This is a genomic window from Bacillus sp. FSL K6-3176 (assembly GCF_038003325.1).
GTDB classification, from domain to species: Bacteria; Bacillota; Bacilli; order Bacillales; family Bacillaceae; genus Bacillus; species Bacillus altitudinis.
This window is the reverse complement of the sequence record NZ_JBBOOX010000001.1, coordinates 3,523,339-3,541,866: the sequence shown is the minus strand read 5'-3', so window position 1 is coordinate 3,541,866 and position 18,528 is coordinate 3,523,339. Positions and strand designations below refer to the sequence as shown.

Annotated in this window: 18 protein-coding genes; 17 read left to right on the top strand and 1 reads right to left on the bottom strand. The window is 44.0% G+C overall.

Annotated elements, in window-relative coordinates; all coding sequences use genetic code 11:
* Positions 1 to 14 precede the first annotated feature (14 nt).
* From MHB38_RS18425 to cydC, 10 genes are all read left to right on the top strand, one after another.
* The gene (locus tag MHB38_RS18425; RefSeq protein WP_017368325.1) at positions 15 to 1,001 is read left to right on the top strand and encodes a FecCD family ABC transporter permease; all 987 of its coding nucleotides are present in this window, start codon (positions 15 to 17) and stop codon (positions 999 to 1,001) included.
* Positions 988 to 1,758 carry an ABC transporter ATP-binding protein gene (locus MHB38_RS18420; RefSeq protein ID WP_341004148.1) on the top strand — a complete coding sequence of 257 codons (771 nt, stop codon included), beginning with the start codon at positions 988 to 990 and terminating at the stop codon, positions 1,756 to 1,758. The genes MHB38_RS18425 and MHB38_RS18420 overlap by 14 nt, the downstream gene beginning before the upstream one ends.
* A gap of 26 nt (positions 1,759 to 1,784) precedes the next feature.
* The gene (srtB, locus tag MHB38_RS18415) at positions 1,785 to 2,534 is read left to right on the top strand and encodes a class B sortase (RefSeq protein ID WP_017358682.1); all 750 of its coding nucleotides are present in this window, start codon (positions 1,785 to 1,787) and stop codon (positions 2,532 to 2,534) included.
* A gap of 18 nt (positions 2,535 to 2,552) precedes the next feature.
* The gene (locus MHB38_RS18410) at positions 2,553 to 3,491 is read left to right on the top strand and encodes an ABC transporter substrate-binding protein (RefSeq protein ID WP_008345587.1); all 939 of its coding nucleotides are present in this window, start codon (positions 2,553 to 2,555) and stop codon (positions 3,489 to 3,491) included.
* The gene (locus tag MHB38_RS18405) at positions 3,488 to 4,501 is read left to right on the top strand and encodes a FecCD family ABC transporter permease (RefSeq protein ID WP_341004146.1); all 1,014 of its coding nucleotides are present in this window, start codon (positions 3,488 to 3,490) and stop codon (positions 4,499 to 4,501) included. Before MHB38_RS18410 ends, MHB38_RS18405 begins: the two co-directional genes overlap by 4 nt.
* Before the next feature lies 1 nt (position 4,502).
* Positions 4,503 to 5,624 carry a heme oxygenase gene (gene isdG / locus MHB38_RS18400; RefSeq protein ID WP_035702523.1) on the top strand — a complete coding sequence of 374 codons (1,122 nt, stop codon included), beginning with the start codon at positions 4,503 to 4,505 and terminating at the stop codon, positions 5,622 to 5,624.
* A gap of 328 nt (positions 5,625 to 5,952) precedes the next feature.
* Positions 5,953 to 7,368, top strand: a complete 1,416-nt coding sequence (locus tag MHB38_RS18395) for a cytochrome ubiquinol oxidase subunit I (RefSeq protein ID WP_035389919.1) — start codon at positions 5,953 to 5,955, stop codon at positions 7,366 to 7,368.
* Complete coding sequence (gene cydB / locus MHB38_RS18390) at positions 7,355 to 8,371, top strand: cytochrome d ubiquinol oxidase subunit II (protein WP_039963052.1); 1,017 nt, start codon at positions 7,355 to 7,357, stop codon at positions 8,369 to 8,371. The genes MHB38_RS18395 and cydB overlap by 14 nt, the downstream gene beginning before the upstream one ends.
* Positions 8,371 to 10,107, top strand: coding sequence for a thiol reductant ABC exporter subunit CydD (cydD, locus tag MHB38_RS18385; RefSeq protein ID WP_048001165.1), 1,737 nt, complete (start codon positions 8,371 to 8,373; stop codon positions 10,105 to 10,107). Before cydB ends, cydD begins: the two co-directional genes overlap by 1 nt.
* Complete coding sequence (cydC, locus tag MHB38_RS18380) at positions 10,097 to 11,833, top strand: thiol reductant ABC exporter subunit CydC (RefSeq protein WP_017358686.1); 1,737 nt, start codon at positions 10,097 to 10,099, stop codon at positions 11,831 to 11,833. The genes cydD and cydC overlap by 11 nt, the downstream gene beginning before the upstream one ends.
* A 57-nt stretch (positions 11,834 to 11,890) precedes the next feature.
* Here the strand turns inward: cydC and MHB38_RS18375 are convergent, their stop codons facing one another.
* On the bottom strand, positions 11,891 to 12,922 hold the full coding sequence (locus MHB38_RS18375) for a pectate lyase family protein (RefSeq protein ID WP_017358687.1): 1,032 nt from the start codon (positions 12,920 to 12,922) through the stop codon (positions 11,891 to 11,893).
* Between the two features lie 489 nt (positions 12,923 to 13,411).
* Here MHB38_RS18375 and sigY point away from each other — a divergent pair, with 489 nt between their 5' ends.
* The 7 genes from sigY to MHB38_RS18340 all read left to right on the top strand — a co-directional run bounded on the left by sigY (position 13,412) and on the right by MHB38_RS18340 (position 18,516).
* On the top strand, positions 13,412 to 13,942 hold the full coding sequence (gene sigY, locus MHB38_RS18370; RefSeq protein WP_007497895.1) for an RNA polymerase sigma factor SigY: 531 nt from the start codon (positions 13,412 to 13,414) through the stop codon (positions 13,940 to 13,942).
* Complete coding sequence (locus MHB38_RS18365; RefSeq protein WP_008345570.1) at positions 13,942 to 14,253, top strand: YxlC family protein; 312 nt, start codon at positions 13,942 to 13,944, stop codon at positions 14,251 to 14,253. Before sigY ends, MHB38_RS18365 begins: the two co-directional genes overlap by 1 nt.
* Positions 14,250 to 14,462 carry a hypothetical protein gene (locus MHB38_RS18360; protein WP_008345569.1) on the top strand — a complete coding sequence of 71 codons (213 nt, stop codon included), beginning with the start codon at positions 14,250 to 14,252 and terminating at the stop codon, positions 14,460 to 14,462. The genes MHB38_RS18365 and MHB38_RS18360 overlap by 4 nt, the downstream gene beginning before the upstream one ends.
* 308 nt (positions 14,463 to 14,770) lie before the next feature.
* The gene (gdhA, locus tag MHB38_RS18355) at positions 14,771 to 16,141 is read left to right on the top strand and encodes an NADP-specific glutamate dehydrogenase (protein ID WP_058213462.1); all 1,371 of its coding nucleotides are present in this window, start codon (positions 14,771 to 14,773) and stop codon (positions 16,139 to 16,141) included.
* A gap of 83 nt (positions 16,142 to 16,224) precedes the next feature.
* Positions 16,225 to 16,338, top strand: a complete 114-nt coding sequence (locus MHB38_RS18350) for a hypothetical protein (protein WP_008345567.1) — start codon at positions 16,225 to 16,227, stop codon at positions 16,336 to 16,338.
* A gap of 111 nt (positions 16,339 to 16,449) precedes the next feature.
* The gene (locus tag MHB38_RS18345; protein ID WP_017368313.1) at positions 16,450 to 17,832 is read left to right on the top strand and encodes a hypothetical protein; all 1,383 of its coding nucleotides are present in this window, start codon (positions 16,450 to 16,452) and stop codon (positions 17,830 to 17,832) included.
* A gap of 69 nt (positions 17,833 to 17,901) precedes the next feature.
* Positions 17,902 to 18,516 (top strand): class F sortase, encoded by a 615-nt coding sequence (locus tag MHB38_RS18340; protein ID WP_017368312.1) that lies wholly within the window; start codon positions 17,902 to 17,904, stop codon positions 18,514 to 18,516.
* Positions 18,517 to 18,528 lie beyond the last annotated feature (12 nt).

Below are 18,528 nucleotides of genomic sequence, written 5' to 3'. Positions count from 1 at the left end.
AAAGGACGTTCAAGATGAAAAAAACAGGGATTTTATTTCTGATAGTCAGTCTCTTACTAGCCGGCGTATTTATTTATTCCGCCATTACGGGGAGCATTCATGTTACACCGATTGAATTATTGGAAGGGCTTATGACCGGTCAACATGCACAGGTAGAAATCATTAAAGATTTAAGAATCCCCCGCATGCTCATTGCGATGTTTACAGGGGCGGCTTTATCTGTCTCCGGTGTCCTCTTGCAGTCTGTGATGAGGAATCCATTAGCAGATGCCGGTGTTATTGGTATTTCATCGGGAGCTAGCTTCTTTTCTTTAATGGCAATTACAGCGCTTCCTCAATTTTATTTCTACTCTCCTTTATTTTCAGTTTTAGGCGGGGCAATTGCCTGCTTCCTCGTATACGTGTTGTCTTGGAAAGGCGGCTTAAGCCCGATTCGAATGATTTTGGTGGGGATCGCCATCAATGCCATGTTTACAGGGATGGCAGAAGCGTTTGTGACCATTTGCAGCTATTTCAATATCACCATTAATCAGTCGGGACAGTCGAATCTGACGATGAAAACGTGGGGAGATGTCCGTTTAATCGGTGTCTATGGCCTCATTGGGCTTGTGGTTGCGCTTTTCTTTAGCAGATGGTGTAACTTGCTTGCCCTTCAGGATAAGACGGCGAAAAACTTAGGATTGCGTGTGACCAGAATGCGCCTTTTGATTTCAATCACGGCGGTGTTATTAGCAGCGGTGACTGCTGCGGTAGCGGGCGTGATTGCCTTTGTCGGTTTGCTCATTCCCCATATCTCTAGAAGGCTCGTCGGTTCGGACCATCGGGTACTGATTCCATTTTCTGCGTTAAGCGGGGCCTTGCTCATTTTGACGGCTGATACGCTCGGCAGAACGCTTGTGGCACCAAATGAAATCCCTGCTTCTACAATCATGGCTGTCATTGGCGGACCGTTTCTGATCTTTTTATTAAGAAGGGGGGATCGTCTGCATGGACATTCGTGAGGTGTCGTTTTCCTATGATCGACAGAGGGACATTGTTCAATCGGTCACCACGCACATCGAAAAAGGAAAAATCACGACCATTATCGGTCCAAATGGCTCGGGCAAATCCACGTTACTTTCTTTGATGGCACATAACCATTGTCCACATAAAGGACAGATACATTTAGATGGGCAAGAGCTGAATGCGTTCAAGCCAAGGGAACTCGCAAGAAAGCTGGCAGTCGTACATCAGCAAAATGAAGCGCCGCTCGATTTAACGATCGAACGAGTCGTGGCATTTGGGAGAACGCCGTACCAAACGATGCGCGGCAGTGACAAGGAAGAAGATGAGAAAGCAATCGAGTGGGCGCTGTCCTGTACCAAGCTGACGGATAAGCGAAAGATGCCTCTTGCCTCATTGTCAGGTGGAGAACGGCAGCGTGTATGGATTGCGATGGCTTTAGCGCAAAAAACACCGATGCTTTTCTTAGATGAACCGACGACTTATTTGGATATGTATTATCAATTTGACATTCTTGAGCTCATTCGAGAGCTCAATGTCGAGCATGGATTAACCATCGTGATGGTCCTGCACGATATGAATCAGGCGATTCGCTATAGTGATGTCATCATCGCCATGAAAGATGGACAAATTATCCGCGAAGGGCGGCCCAATGATGTGTTAACCGAAGAAATGGTGCGGCACATTTATCATGTGTCCGTCACAATTAAGCAGGATGCAGAAACAGGGATGTATATCGTGCCTGTAGGCATATAAGTTGTGCAAAAAGCAGGTGAGACAGTGTGAAACGAGGGAAAAGGATCGGGCAGCGAATGCTGACGATCGTCTGTTTAGGTGTTTTCCTATATAGCGGTACTGCCATTGGCTTGGAGCTCTTTGGCTATTATCAAAATCGTCAGGTGCTTGCAAAGGCTCAGACACTTTACACACACGAGGATGGAATGAAACAGCGAAAACCTGGAGAAATTCGTCAGTCATTTGATGATTTGCGAAAGGTGAATGAAGACATTGTCGGTTGGATTGATATGAAGGACACGATGATTCAGTATCCAATTGTTCAGTCAAACGATAATGCATTCTATTTAACTCGTAATTATGTAAAGGATGACACACGGGCAGGCAGTATCTTTATGGATTATCGTAATGACGTCTTGCATGAAAGTCCCAATACAGTGGTGTACGGTCATCGGATGAGGGATGGGTCTATGTTTGCTGGTCTCACAAACTATTTGAAAAAAGATTTCTTCCAAGATCATCGCACATTTCAGTACGATACGCTGTACCAAAGCTATGAAGCAGAGATTTTTGCTGTGTATGAGACGACAGTCGATTTCGATTATATTCAGACTGATTTTCAGGATCTTGGTGAATATGCGCACTACTTGCAAGCTGTGCGTAAGAAGTCCATCTATCAAACGAAAACAGACGTATCCACAGATGACTTGATTCTCACATTATCGACCTGTGATCATGTGCTGGCACCTAAAAACAAGCGTCTCGTGGTACAGGCGAAGCTAAAGAAAGTTTACTAGAAAAGGAGAGACAGACGGTTGAAATGTTTACATGTGATTTGGGCAGGACTCGTCGTCGTGCTTCTCCTCGGCGGATGCAGCCAGGCGGCGCCTGTCGAGAATGGGAGCGGGCAAGGTGCGCTCAACATTCAGGATTTTGCCGGCAGAACATTATCGTTTCATGAATCACCTGAACGGATCGTCTCGTTGTCAACTGGCGACATGAGCATCATTTATGCTCTAGGTGGTCAGGTTGTCGGCCGGCCAACTGCCGAATTGCCAGACAATCTACAAAAGGCAAAGTCCGTACAATCAATTGGCACAACCCATCAATTTGATGTCGAGCTGATCACGAGTTTAAAGCCCGATGTGGTGCTTGGGAATGAATCATTAAACAGCAAGGATATCTCTACTATAGAAGGAATTGGTTCACAGCTTCTTTTGACAAGTGCCAACTCAGTGAAGGATATCCAGCGTCAAGTTACTTTATTTGGTGATTTACTTGGAAAGCAGCAAAAGGCCAAAGCGCTCAATGCTCAAATCGATCAGCGGATCAAGCAAGTGAAGCAGCCTGAGAAAAAAGTAAAGACGCTCGTTGTGTATGGTGCACCCGGCACATATATGGCGGCACTTCCGCAATCTTTAAGCGGTGATCTGCTGCGGATCGCTGGTGGGGCGAATATTGCTGAAAATGAACCAGCACTCGAAAAGTTTCCGCAATATGCACAAATCAATGCAGAAAAGGTAATCGAGGCCGATCCAGATCTCATTTTGCTGATGACACACAGCAATCCTGAAGATGTCAAAGCAGGCTTTATGAGTGAAATGAAGCAAAATGCGGCGTGGCACGATGTATCAGCTGTCAAAAATGGACACGTTGAGATTCTGCCAAGTGACCTATTTGGGACAAATCCAGGCGCAGAAGTCATCAGAGCAATCGATGAATTAGAGAAGAAATTGAAGCGATTGTCATCATGAAGATGAATGCAGAACTAGATTTTCAAAAAAGGCAGTCAAGACGAAAATGGCTGTTACCAGGATTGTTTCTCACTTTATGTGTGGGCGTCTGTCTAGGACTTGCGGTAGGTTCTGTCCAATTATCGCTGACGGATTTAATGGCTGTGTTCACGGGATCAGGTCTGCCTGTTCATGAAAAAATTGTTATGGATTTACGGCTGCCCCGTGTGCTCATTGGTTTTCTCGTTGGGGCCTGCCTCGCTGCATCAGGGGCGATTTTACAAGGAGTTGTCCGAAATCCACTGGCTGACCCTGGGATCATTGGTGTGACTGCGGGCGGCGGGTTAGCTGCTGTACTCAGCATGATTGTTCTTCCACAATTCACGTATTTGCTTCCGGCAGCCGCTTTTCTGGGCGCCTTATTAGCAGCTCTTGTCGTGTATATGCTGGCATTTGATCAAGGGGTTTCACCGCTTAAATTGATCTTGGCAGGTGTTGCCGTCAATGCGCTCCTTGGTGCGGTAATGAATGGGTTTATGGTGCTTTATAGTGAGCGTGTGCAGGCTGTTTTGCCTTTTCTATCAGGGGGATTAAACGGACGGAGCTGGCATCATCTTAGCTTTGTGTCGCCATATGCGCTGGCTGGATTATGTCTTTGCTTTTTCGCCATTAAACCGTCCAATCTCCTTTTGCTTGGCGATGAATCGGCTCAGTTATTGGGTCTTCGAGTAGAGCGGACTCGATTTTTTCTCATTGCGCTGGCCGCTCTTTTAGCTGGAGCGGCTGTCAGTGTCAGTGGTTTAATCGGATTTGTAGGGCTTGTTGTGCCTCATTTTATCCGTCTTTTAATCGGAGATGACTACCGGTATTTGCTACCGATTTCAATGCTTGGAGGGGGCGTGCTTGTGGTCTTTGCCGATACAGCGGCACGGGTCTGGTTTACACCGGTTGAATTGCCTGTAGGGATCTTGCTTGCCTGCATCGGTGCACCTTTCTTCCTCTATTTATTAAAAAAGAAAGGGAGGGGTTAAGATGGATGTCATTGCAATGGATGACGTGAGTCTCAGTCAAGGCGGCTTTCGGCTGTCTTCCATTTCAGCAGCTGTTCCTAAAGGGAGTGTGACCGGAATCATTGGCCCGAATGGGTCAGGTAAGTCGACTTTTATCAAAGCGGCCGCACGACTGACCTCAATCGAAAGCGGCATGATTTACATTCACGACATCCCACAAAAAGAGATGACGGCACAGGAGATCGCCAAGGAGGTGGCAGTTCTCATGCAAACAAGAACCGCCATTCCATCGATGACAGTACGTGAGCTGGTCGCACTTGGACGCAGTCCGCATCGTTCCATCTGGAAAAAAAGCACCACGTCAGATCATGAAGCGATTGAGTGGGCGCTTGAGGTGACGAATAGCCGCATGAATGAAAACAGAATGCTCCATACATTATCAGGCGGAGAAAGACAAAAGGCATATATTGCAATGGCACTGGCTCAGAAGACAGAGACTATCATTCTGGATGAGCCAACCACTTATTTAGACATTGCGCATCAGCTTGAATTACTGGAGCTGCTCAAACAGCTGAATCAAACACATGGCATCACCATTTTAATGGTTCTCCATGACTTGCAGCAGGCCGCAAAATATTGTGACCGTCTCATTGCTATGAAGCGAGGTCAGGTGCATCAAATTGGCTCACCAAAAGAAGTGTTAACAGAAGACTTTTTCAAGGAGGTTTTTGGGATTCAGGCAGAGGTTCACTTAGACGGACCGCATCCACTCATTATCCCCATTGCCTCCATTCAACAACAAAAGGGAGATGAACCAAACATGATTATTGTAAATAACCAAGTAAGAGTAGAAAAAGGCAGTGCCGACCACCTTGTTAAACGGTTTAACAAGCAGGGGCAAGTAGAATTTATGGAAGGTTTTTTAGGAATGGAAGTATGGGTCACTCAGCAGACAACTGATTACGATGAAGTAACCATTCACACCCGCTGGAATCGAAAAGAAGACTTTGTGAATTGGACAAAATCTCAGGCATTTGGTGATGCGCACGCTCATGGAAAGGCGAAACCTGAAGGCCTGTTAAAAAACAAAATTACGTACTATGAAGTGCAAGTCACAAGACCTGCTTTACAGAAAAAAGCCTAAATATTCAAAAGCGCTGCAGCGAAGAAGCAGCGCTATTTTTTTGTGATTGTCTCTTTCCGTCACATATTTTTGACAAAGTATTCAAACAACTGACACAATCCCATCCAAATTTTAGGTAAAATTTACTTTATTTTTGAATCGCATGGGTGTAAAGTACAGGTATAAATAACTAACCGAATGAAAATCAAGAGTAAAATTTCACCGAGTGAACTATATCAAATGGACTTCCGCTTGTGAATCATTGAACAAATAGTGAACTTTTTGTGAAATGGTGAGCATAAATATCTCGAATCATTCGGCATGCGAAAGTAAGGGAGGATGTAAGGCTGTGAGTGAGCTGTTTTTAGCAAGATTTCAATTTGCCTCAACGACATTATTTCATTTTATTTTTGTTCCTATGTCTATAGGTTTGGTATTTATCGTTGCATTGATGCAAACCCTTTATGTCGTCAAGAAAAAAGAGATTTATAAAAAGATGGCAAAATTTTGGGGTCACCTTTTCTTAATTAACTTTGCAGTAGGTGTGGTGACAGGGATTCTGCAAGAATTCCAGTTTGGGATGAACTGGTCTGATTATTCAAGGTTTGTCGGTGATGTCTTTGGTGCACCGCTTGCCATTGAAGCGTTATTGGCCTTTTTCCTTGAATCGACATTTATTGGACTTTGGATATTCGGCTGGGATCGTCTGCCGAAAAAAATTCATTTGTTATGTATTTGGCTCGTTTCTCTTGGTACGATCTTTTCGGCGTTTTGGATTTTACTCGCCAACTCATTTATGCAGGAGCCAGTTGGATTTGTGATTAGAAATGGCCGTGCAGAAATGAATGACTTTGGGGCGCTCGTGACAAATCCGCAACTTTGGGTTGAGTTCCCGCACGTTCTGTTTGGTGCATTGGCAACCGGTGCTTTCTTTATCGCGGGTGTCAGTGCCTATAAAATGATCAAAAAACAAGAAGTGACCTTTTTCAAAAAATCTTTCCAGATTGCCATGGTGCTTGCTTTCATTTCTGGCTTAGGTGTGGCGTTCTCTGGACATGATCAAGCAAAGCACTTAATGGAATCACAGCCGATGAAGATGGCAGCAAGTGAAGCCCTTTGGAAGGATAGTGGAGATCCAGCGGCTTGGACACTATTTGCCAACATTGACACAGATAAAAAAGAAAACTCTGCGGAGATCAATATTCCGTTTGCTTTAAGTTACTTGGCTTATTCGAAGTTTAGTGGAGATGTGCCAGGCATGCTGACCCTTCAAAAAGAATATGAAGCCAAGTTTGGTCCTGGAGATTACATTCCTCCAGTCAAAACAACCTTCTGGAGCTTTAGAATCATGGTGGGTGCCGGCATGTTGATGATTTTTGCTAGTATGATTGGTTTGTATTTGAGCTTTAGAAAAAAACTAGAATCAAACAAATGGTATTTACGCTTCATGGTATGGATGATTGCGTTCCCGTTTATTGCAAACTCAGCTGGTTGGATCATGACGGAAATTGGGCGTCAGCCGTGGACAGTCTTTGGTATGATGACAACCGCACAATCCATTTCACCAAACGTATCGTACGGCATGTTGCTATTCTCAGTCATTAGCTTTACGACCATTTATCTGATTCTTGCCATCGTGCTTGCCTACTTATTCATTCGAGAAATTAAAAAAGGTGCACATTCTGAAGAGAATACAGATCAAAAGGATGAAACGGACCTGTCTACAGATCCATTTGATGGAGGCGCATATCATGGCATATCTTAACGAGATTTGGTTTATTCTTGTCGCAGTACTGTTTGTTGGATTTTTCTTCTTAGAAGGATTTGATTTTGGTGTCGGGATGTCCATGCAGCTTCTTGGAAAAGATGCACATGAGCGCCGCATTTTAATCAATACGATTGGCCCTTTCTGGGATGCGAATGAGGTCTGGTTGATTACAGCAGGCGGAGCTATTTTCGCCGCTTTTCCTCACTGGTACGCTACGATGTTCAGCGGATACTATATTCCGTTTACGGTTCTCCTGCTAGCGCTCATTGGGCGGGGGGTCGCCTTTGAATTTAGAGGGAAGGTCGAGAAGGCTTCATGGATCAAAACGTGGGACTGGGTGATCTTCTTTGGCAGCCTGCTTCCGCCATTTTTACTCGGCGTGCTATTCACAAGTATTTTACGAGGAATGCCCATTGATCAAAGCATGAATATGTACGCTGGATTTACAGACTTTGTGAATCTTTATTCAGTGATCGGCGGGGTAGCTGTGACGGTTCTTTGCCTTCTGCATGGATTGATTTTCGTCACACTCCGCACTGAGGGTGATTTAAGAAATCGTGCAAGAAAGCTCGGTCAGCGTGTTTTATTGATTGCACTACCAGTTCTTGTTCTATTTGTTGGTGTGTCTATTCTTGAAACAGACATTTATACCGTACGTCCGATCATCACAATCCCTTTAACTGTACTCATTGTGGTTTGTTATGTAGCGGCTCTATTCTTTATGAGAAAAGAGCGTGATGGATGGACATTTTTATTCACAGGTGCAGGTATTATGGTGACAGTGACCATGCTTTTCACAGCATTATTCCCGCGTGTCATGATTAGTTCGATCAACCATGCATTCGACCTCACCATTCAAAACGCTGCATCAGGATCTTATTCACTGACGGTCATGACGATTGTTGCCATTTCTTTGCTGCCTTTTGTGCTTGGGTATCAAATCTGGAGCTACTATGTCTTCCGTAAACGTGTAAGCGGTAAGGAGCCAATGACCTACTAATGGATAAACGTTTGCTTCAACTAAAAGGAATGAGGGGGCTTCTTGCCCTCTTAGGTATTGTGTCAATCATCCAAGGAGCAAGTATCATTTTTCAAGCACAGTGGCTGGCACATGCCATAACAACGCTGTTTGACGGGAAGAGCCTCATGCAGGCAACACCTTATGTCTTGCTGTTTCTTGCTGCCTTTCTGGTGCGGCACGGTCTCACCTTGATGCGGGAGAAGGTCATGTTCACCTATTCTTCCCGAATTGGAGCAGACGTCAGAAAGCAGCTGTTGGACCAGCTGTTCCGTTTAGGGCCAGCTTTCACGAAGAAAAAAGGAACAGGAAAGCTTGTGACATTGGCGATGGAGGGCATTGCCCAATATCGTCAGTATTTACAGCTGTTTTTGCCGAAAATGGTGAACATGGCAGTTATTCCGGTGATGGTGCTTGTCTATGTTTGGACATTAGATGAAACATCTGCTGTCATTCTCATTGTCACGCTGCCAATTTTAATTGTTTTTATGATTTTGCTAGGACTTGTCGCTCAGCGTAAAGCGGCCAAACAATGGAGATCGTATGAGAAATTATCCAATCATTTTACTGATTCTCTCCGTGGCCTGGAAACGCTTCGCTACTTAGGGATTAGCAAAAAGCATTCTCGCAATATTGGAGAGGTCTCAAAGCGTTATCGAAAGGCGACGATGAGCACACTGAAAGTCGCCTTTCTTTCATCTTTTGCTCTCGATTTCTTTTCTATGCTGTCCATTGCGACTGTCGCTGTATTTCTCGGCTTGCGCTTAATTGAAGGAGATCTTTTGTTATTGCCGGCTTTGACCGCACTGATGCTCGCGCCAGAATATTTTTTGCCAGTCCGTGAAGTGGGAAATGATTATCATGCGACGTTAAACGGTAAAGAAGCGAATGAGGCGATTCAAGTGATTTTAGAGGAAAAGGGCTTCCGAGAGCAGGAGACACAATCCGTGCAGCTGAACGAGTGGAATGAGCAATCTGAGCTCACACTGCAAGATGTCAGTGTCTTGCATGATGAGCATGCACCATATTCGATTCAGGATGTGGACCTCACTGTGAAAGGAAAGAAAAAAATTGGGATCATCGGTGCCAGTGGTTCGGGGAAATCGACGTTAACGGATGTTCTCGGTGGTTTTGTTGAACCGTCTGCAGGTGAAATCATCCTAAACGGAAAGCCGCTTGCTCATTTACAGCTGGCGGCATGGCAAAAAGAAGTCGTTTATATGCCGCAGCATCCTTATTTATTTCACATGACACTGAGAGAAAACATTCGTTTTTATGAACCGAATGCAACCGATGAAGACGTCGAAAGAGCGGTGCAAGAGGCAGGTTTGTCTCAGCTCGTAGCGGATCTCCCCAATGGACTGGATGAGGTCATTGGCGAACAGGGCAGAGGACTGAGCGGCGGACAAGCGCAGCGGATTGCACTCGCTCGCACAGTGCTCGGCCAGCGATCCATTATGCTGTTAGATGAACCAACGGCTCATCTGGATATTGAGACAGAGTATGAATTAAAGAAAACAATGCTTCCATTGTTTGAAAATAAACTTGTGTTTTTAGCCACACACAGACTTCATTGGATGACGGATATGGATGAAATCATTGTGATGGATCATGGGACGATTGCAGAGATGGGGACTCATGAATCATTAATGGAAAGAAAAGGTGTGTACTATCAATTGGTACAGGAACAAATGGGGGCGGTCACACATGGTCAGTAAAGGCTGGTTTATACCTTATATCAAGGAGAATCAAAAGCTGTTTGCCTTGGTGCTTTTTTTAGGGGCGATTGCGGTGTTTTCTGCTTCTATGCTCATGTATACGTCAGGGTTCCTCATTTCAAAAGCTGCCACAAGACCTGAGAATATCTTGATGGTCTATGTCCCAATCGTGGCAGTACGTACCTTTGGTATTTCACGCTCAGCTGCTCGTTATGCAGAGAGACTGGCGAGCCATCAGCTCATTTTGACGATGATTGAAAAAATGCGGGTACGTCTTTATGATATGGCTGAACGAAGTGCCAAACAGACTAAGCTTGGAACAGGTGAAATGCTTGGGCTGTTATCAGAAGATGTGGAGAGATTACAGGATGCGTATTTAAAAACAATTTTTCCATCCATCGGTGCGCTGCTTTTATATGCCGCTTCGATTGGAGCACTTGGGCTTTTTTCATGGCCTTTTGCCGGATTGATGCTGCTTTATATGGCGCTGCTCGTATTTGTATTCCCATACATCACAGTACTTGTGAACCGGGCGAGACAAATTCAAATGAAGAAAGGCAGAAATGAACTTTACAGCCATTTAACAGATGCCGTCATGGGCGTGAGTGACTGGTTGTTTAGCGGCAGACAGAACGATTTTGTTGAAGGCTATGAACGAAAAGAAGCAAAGCTATTAGCACTCGAAGCGGCAAAGCATCGGTTTATCCGTCTGCGCCAATTTTTAGCACAGCTAGTCATTGGAGGAGCAGTCGTCTTTGTCGTGTATTGGAGCGGCTCAGTCGTTCAGGCTGGTTCTATGCCGCACACGCTGATCGCAGCTTTTGTGCTTGTACTGTTTCCATTAACAGAAGCCTTTCTTCCGCTGTCAGATGCAGCAGGCGATATTCCTGTTTATCAGCATGCCGTCAGCAGATTAAATCATTATGAAAAGCAATCGTATGAAGGATTAGTGGAGAGGGAGGCAGCAGACGAGACACCCGTCTCTGATGGCGTTGAAGCGGTCTGTTTTGATCAAGTCACCTTCGGATATGAAGTCAATCAACATGTACTAAAGCATTTTTCGTTTTCACTGAAGCAAGGTGAATCGCTCGCTCTTTTAGGAAAAAGCGGTGCAGGCAAATCGACCATTTTAAAATTGTTAGAAGGGGCAGTCGTGCCAAATCAAGGGGTTGTCAGCATTCAGGGGAAACCGGTACAAAGCATTCAAGAGGAGATTTCCTCCTATGTGTCTGTACTCAATCAACAGCCCTATTTATTCGATACATCTGTTTTAAACAACATTCGCTTAGGTTCTCCAGAAGCGACAGAAGAGCAAGTAAAAGAAGCCGCGCGGCAAGTGCAGCTGCACGATTACATTGAGTCTTTGCCAGAAGGTTATCACACAGGTGTACAAGAGACAGGGGTTCGTTTCTCTGGTGGAGAAAGGCAGCGTATGGCCCTAGCTCGGATTTTGCTGCAAAACACACCGATTGTTGTATTAGATGAGCCAACCGTCGGGCTTGATCCACGCACAGAGCGTGAATTGCTTGAAACAATCTTCCGTGTGTTAAAAGGAAAAACAGTCATTTGGATCACCCATCATCTCACTGGCTGTGAGGCATGTGACCGTATGATGTTTATTGAAGATGGACGCATTGAGATGCAGGGGCAGCATCATGATTTGCTGAAAGAAAATGTGCGTTATCAAAAGCTGTATGAAATGGACCGTCCATTTTCGGTCGTGTAAAAAATGGATGACAAGAACGTTCGGACAGAAGATTTCTGCCCGAACGTTTTTTTGAGATTAAGGATTTACTTTTCCTACACCCGCATTTGATACAACTTCTGATTTCACATTGTTCACGTTAAGCAAAGAGTAGTTATAAGGAGGGTTGTACGTACCTGTTGAAGACGTTGGCAGGCTACCTGTGCTGTTAATATAAGAGTTGTTGATGACATGCCAAGTACCGACTTGACGGCTGTCCCAGCTGCCGATGGCATTTTTCGTGTTTTCAAATACGTTGTGTTCAATTCTCATTTTCGCGCCCATACGTGAATTAATCGCTGTTGTTAGGATGTTTTTATAATAGTTGTTATACACATGGCCTTCCCCGAAGCGCATAGACGGTACACGAGAGTTCAAGTTTTCAAAACGGTTGTTGTGGAACGTGATTTTTCTGTTGTAGTTATCGTTATCGGAGCTGCCCATCAGCATCGTTTTCCAGCTGTCATGGACATAGTTCCATGAGAACGTAATGTAATCAGAGTCATTTTTCACATCGAATAACCCATCATAGTCATCTTTATCAGAGTTTAAAGTGTTGTAGAGTTCATTATGGTCGACCCATACGTTTTTAGAGGCACCTTCGATTCCGATGGCATCTTTATCACCGATTTTGCTGTGATGGATTTTGAGGTTGCGGATGATGACGTTATTGGCGCGCCATACTTTAATACCAATCCCGTTAAATTCGCCGTTTGTCCCTTTACCGACGATGGAGACATTGTTTGTATCTTTCACATCAATTTTATTGGCTGAAGTATTAGAAGGAGTAATGGTTCCGTCTACCACGATTTTCAATTTTTCATTTGTTCCTTTGCTTTTGAGGGCAGCTAATAGTTCATTTCCGGTTTTCACCGTCACCGTTTTACCGCCTTCACCGCCTGTTGTACCGCCATTTAATGTGGAGAATCCTTGCTGATTAAAATTGGCCATAATCGAAGGGCTTTCTGGATATTTCGTTGCTGCTTTTGCCTCCCCATTTGGCGCAAATAATGAAGTCACGAGACCAACCGCTAACACACCAGCTAACATTGGAACTTTTTTCTTCAACATGAACATCTCCATTCTATATTTTGTTTTAATGTAAACGTTTCCAAAATAAGCTGCGATTCAATCGCTCCTCCTTCCTTCGCCAGCATCGCCTCTTTCGGAATGTAGGAAGAGCATAGCACGCAAAAAGGTATCATCGGCTAAGAATTGAAACGAAGTATTCCACGATTTTCAAGGAAACTAAGGCAATGATTATTTCAATTTATCTACATGAGACAAGGATCATTGACGATAGGTATTGGGGTAACCTAGTGATTATGAAAAGGACGTTCCCCATTTGAAGGAAAATCAAGATGATTACAAAAGCGTCATTTTGTTAGAGACAAAGACATGTCATAATCATTACATAAGAAAAAAATGGATATCAAATAGATCCATGCGCTGAACAGCAGGTAGAAAAGGCTCCAATTTAAAAAAAGAAGGTCTATTTTAAACGATGCGATCACCGGTGTCGTCTAATCAATAAGAGAAAGAAAGGAAGGAGGGACGTGTTTGGAGCAGACCGAGGAGACTTTATGGATCAAGCGGGCAAAACAGGGGGATGATGCTGCATTTACCGCCCTTTATCGGCATCATTATTCGTTTCTTTACCGTTATTTGATGAAATTGACCCTTCAACAAGAGCTGACAGAGGAGATCATGCAAGAAACGATGCTCAAAGCGTACATGAAACTTTCTTCTTTTAGAGGAGATTCATTATTTTCAACATGGCTCATGTCCATTGCATCTAGACAATTTTTAGATCATCAAAAGAAAAGAAAACGTGAACAAACGAGAGAAGGGAAGGCGAATCAAGAAGCCATCCGCCGGTTCAAATGGGATGTTCAGCAAAAAGGCCATACTTGGCATGACATGTGGGATGCTTTAAATGAGTTAAAGGCTCAGGAGAGAGCACCGATCCTTCTCCATTATTATTATGGCTTTACTTACCCTGAAATCGCTTCGATGCTCGGGGTGAGAGAAGGTACGGTGAAATCGAGGGTTCATCATGGGATCAAAAAAATTCGAAAGGAGTGGGACTGATGAAAGAAGATCGTTTCGCTGATCGTTTAAAAGAGGAGCTGCAGGAGCTCGATGAACAAATTGAAGTAGAAAAGCCGAGTGAACAAGCTTTGATGTTGATGCTAAAGCAGGCAAAGGAAAAAGAGAAAAAACGTTTTAAACAAGAAGTGCTGGCGTACATCATCGTCAGTCTGACCATCATGACACTTTTTGCAGCTGCCATTACTCATTTGCCCATCATCTTCATTCTTCTCCAAGTGGTGAGCGTGCCACTCTGTGTGGTTGTCGGCATCAAGGAATATCAACAGATTAAAGGAGGGTCTTCCTTATGAGTCAGACGGAAATGATCATCTTATTGTGCGCATTGCCGTTACTGTTTGCACAAGGATTTCTCTTATTTATGGATGCCAAGAAAAGAGGGCGTTATAAATGGTTCTGGGGCATCATTGGGTTAATCAACTTCCCATCTTCTTCTATTTTATATTGGCTGTGTGTTGTCTTACCTGATCGGAAAAGAGGAGAAAAGCTCAGAAAAGATTGAAAGACGTTGTAAAACTTTTGACCTTTTTTTTGAATGATCATCATCTAGAAAAAGTGAAAGTTTCATGAATGTGTCAAAGAAAGCGGGATGTTGAACGTCCAGTTCGTCATTTCTAGCACGATAGTCATTCTTTGAGCGGGTCATCTTCATGATGAAAAGTGATTCTGCTTGATCTATCTCATTTCGGCATCGTTTTCATCTGTTATCAATATTGATCAGTTTTTACAAATGGTGTTAAATTAATCTCAATATGCGTTAGAAAATCTAACAACCAAAGAGTGAGATATTGACAAGGAGGCAGATGAGACATGTTGACCTTAGATCGAGCAGCACAAACAGCACAAAGCTACATCCACCGTGTGCTAGAGGATGTAGAAAAACGGAATCCAGGCGAGGCGGAATTCCAGCAAGCCGTGAAAGAAATTCTGGAATCCCTCGTCCCGGTTTTTGCAAAACACCCAGAGTATGAAAAACAAGGGATCTTAGAACGCTTAATTGAGCCTGAGCGGCTTGTGATGTTTCGTGTACCGTGGGTAGACGATGAAGGCAAAGTACAGGTGAACAGAGGATTCAGGGTTCAATTTAATAGTGCCATCGGTCCTTATAAGGGGGGCATTCGGTTTCACCCATCGGTCAATGCAAGCATCATCAAGTTTTTAGGATTTGAACAAATCTTTAAAAACGCACTGACAGGTTTGCCGATCGGCGGAGGGAAAGGTGGATCAGATTTTGACCCTAAAGGGAAATCTGATGGAGAAATCATGCGTTTTGTTCAAAGTTTTATGAGTGAACTCAGTCGTTATATTGGACCTGATCAAGATGTACCGGCAGGAGATATTGGGGTAGGTGCACGCGAAATTGGCTATATGTTCGGACAGTACAAAAAAATGCGTGGTGCGTATGAAGCAGGTGTCCTGACAGGAAAAAGTCCTGGTTTTGGAGGCAGCTTAGCGAGAAAAGAAGCGACAGGCTATGGACTGGTGTACTTTATGGAAGAAATGTTAAAAGCCCACGGAATGCAATTTGAAGGGCGATCTGTTGTTGTGTCTGGCTCAGGGAATGTATCGATTTATGCGATGGAAAAAGTATTGGAATTAGGCGGAAAGGTTGTGGCTTGTAGTGATTCAAGCGGAGCCATTTACGACCCTCAAGGCATTTCACTTGAGACAGTGAAGCAGCTGAAGGAAGTCGACAACCAGCGAATTGCTGCCTACATAGACATTCACCCGCATGCTGAATTGATTGAAGATTGCGAACAAATTTGGTCTCTTCCTTGTGACATTGCGCTGCCATGTGCGACCCAAAATGAAATTTCAGAGTCGCAAGCACAGCAGCTAGTGGCAAACGGTGTCATCGCTGTAGGAGAAGGGGCCAATATGCCGTCCACACTTGGGGCCGTCAAAGTATTTGAACAACATGATATTTTGTTTGCACCAGCAAAAGCGGCAAATGCTGGCGGAGTGGGTGTTTCGGCGTTAGAAATGGCGCAAAACAGTGCGAGAATGTCTTGGACTTTTGAAGAAGTAGATGGTCAGTTGAAACAAATGATGCAGTCGATTTATCGTCAGTGTACCGAGACTGCTGAAGAATACGGACACTCTGGAAACTTAATGGTAGGCGCAAATATTGCAGGATTTCGCAAAGTGGCAGATGCCATGATCGCACAAGGCGTCATTTAACTCCTGCTCTCCCGCACCTGTTTATTTCATGACAAGATCGGGAATTGTCTTGTAAGAATGACAATAAGGAGGCGCGGGAGAAAATGAAAAAGTGGCTGAAACAAATTGTCAAATGGGCACCAGTGATTTATCCAGTGGTGAGGAAAATATACAAAGAACGAAAAGCATCCAAAAGTCGTAACGTATCAGCCGGGTAATCCGGCTTTTTTTTATGAAATGAATGAAACAAAAAAATATGCTGTGGGAATGATCCATTTCACTTCTCTCTCCGTTAAGTACATAACAAACGGAAAGAGGAGGCAAAACAGATGAAAATGAAAAAAGCATTTTTAACGATCCCGCTTAGTGCAGCATTATTATTACCAACTGCTCAAATGGCAAGTGCACACGAAGGACATATGCATGGGGATGCAAAAAAGTCGTCATCATCACAAGAGGTGTCAAATAAAGCAACGGATCTTCGCGCAGCGCTTGATCAGCTGTTCTCAGAGCATGCTTATTTAGCAGTGATCACGATGCAAAAAGGAATTGATGGCAGTAAAGATTTTGATCAAGCAGCAGCAGCGTTAAATGAAAACACGAATGATCTATCAGATGCGATCGCCTCTGTGTATGGAAAAAAAGCAGGGAAACAATTCAAAGAGATTTGGTCAAGCCATATCGGTTACTTTGTTGATTATGTACAAGCAACAGCGAAAAAAGATGAAGCAGGTAAAAAGAAAGCGGTCAAAGAGCTTGATCAATACCGCATGAAACAAGCTGATATGCTTGATAAAGCAACGGATGGAAGATTGAAAGCAAGTGAACTTGAAGAAGGTTTAAAAATGCACGTCAATGAACTGCTAAAAGCTTTTGACAGTTACACGGAAAAGGATTTTGATACAACCTATGAAACGGTCAGAAAATCCATTCATCATATGTTTGAAGTAGGTAAAGGCGTATCATGGGCGATTACAGATCAATTTCCTGAGAAATTTGATCAAAAATCAGTGGATACTCCAGCCGCAGATCTTCGTGAGGATTTAAACTACTTGTTCTCAGAGCATTTGGCACTCGCGGTAGTGGCTATGCAAAAAGGGAATGATGGCAGCAAGGACTTTGACCAAGCGGCTGCAGCCTTAAATGAAAATACAAATGATTTATCAGATGCGATCGCTTCTGTTTATGGAAAAGATGCAGGAAAACAATTTAAAACGATCTGGTCAAGCCATATCGGTTACTTAGTTGATTATGTCAAAGCGGATGCATCAGGAGACGAGCAAGCAAAAGAAAAGGCCGTCAAAGATTTAGATGCTTACCGTATGAAACAAGCAAAATTTTTAGATCAAGCGACAGATGGCCGCTTGAAGGCGGCTGACTTAGAAGCCGGGTTGAAAACCCATATTGATGAGCTCATCAAAACGTACACGTCTTATCACAATGGCGAATATGATCAGCTGTACCCGACTGTCAGAGAAGCATACGGCCATATGTTCATGGTTGGTCAAGATGTCGCATCAGCTATTGTCGATCAGCATCCTGAATTATTCAAATCCAACATGCCAAATGAGATGCCGAAAACAGGTATGGGAGGCACAGCCGGTCCATTAGGTATGTCATATGAAGCATTTGCTGGGATGATGGCAAGTCTCATCTTAGCCGGAGGTGCAGTGGGCGCGTTCTTCCTCATTCGCCGTAAACCATCAAATTAAGCAGGCGTCAAGACAAGAGGGAACGTGCACAATCGTGCCGTTCCTTTCTTCAAAAGGAGGTCGACTTGCGTGAAAAGATGGCTGTTTAGTATTCTTACGCTTCTCATCATCACGGGCTGCGCATCCCAATCAATAGATGAAAAGTCATCCTCTGAAACTGCATCATCTCCTGAGCCAATGACAGCAAAACAAGCCAAGAATCCATCTCATTCACACGACACGTTAAAAGATGAGCCATCGGGTATTGTACCCGCTGACATCTCCATTCCAGCGATTGATGTCCAAGCAAAAGTGGAGAAAACGACTTTATCAAAGGATGGCAGTATGGGTGTTCCGCAAAATACAGATCACACGGCTTGGTTTGAAGATGGTCCGAAGCCTGGTGATAAAGGGAATGCTGTCATAAATGGTCATGTTGATAATAAATGGGGTCCAGCTGTTTTTTATCGATTAAAGGAGCTAAAAAAGGGAGACAAAGTCATTGTGACATCCTCGTCAGGGGAAAAGCGAACCTTTGAGGTTCTCAAGGTGAAAAGCTATCCGCGCGAAGAGAAACCAAATGCTTTTTTCGGGTACGCCTTTACACGGAATCTCAATTTCATCACATGTACGGGAACTTTTGATCATGCAGCCGGTACACATGAAAAAAGATTGGTTGTCTTTACACAACTGATTTCCTCATAAGAAAAAGGCGGA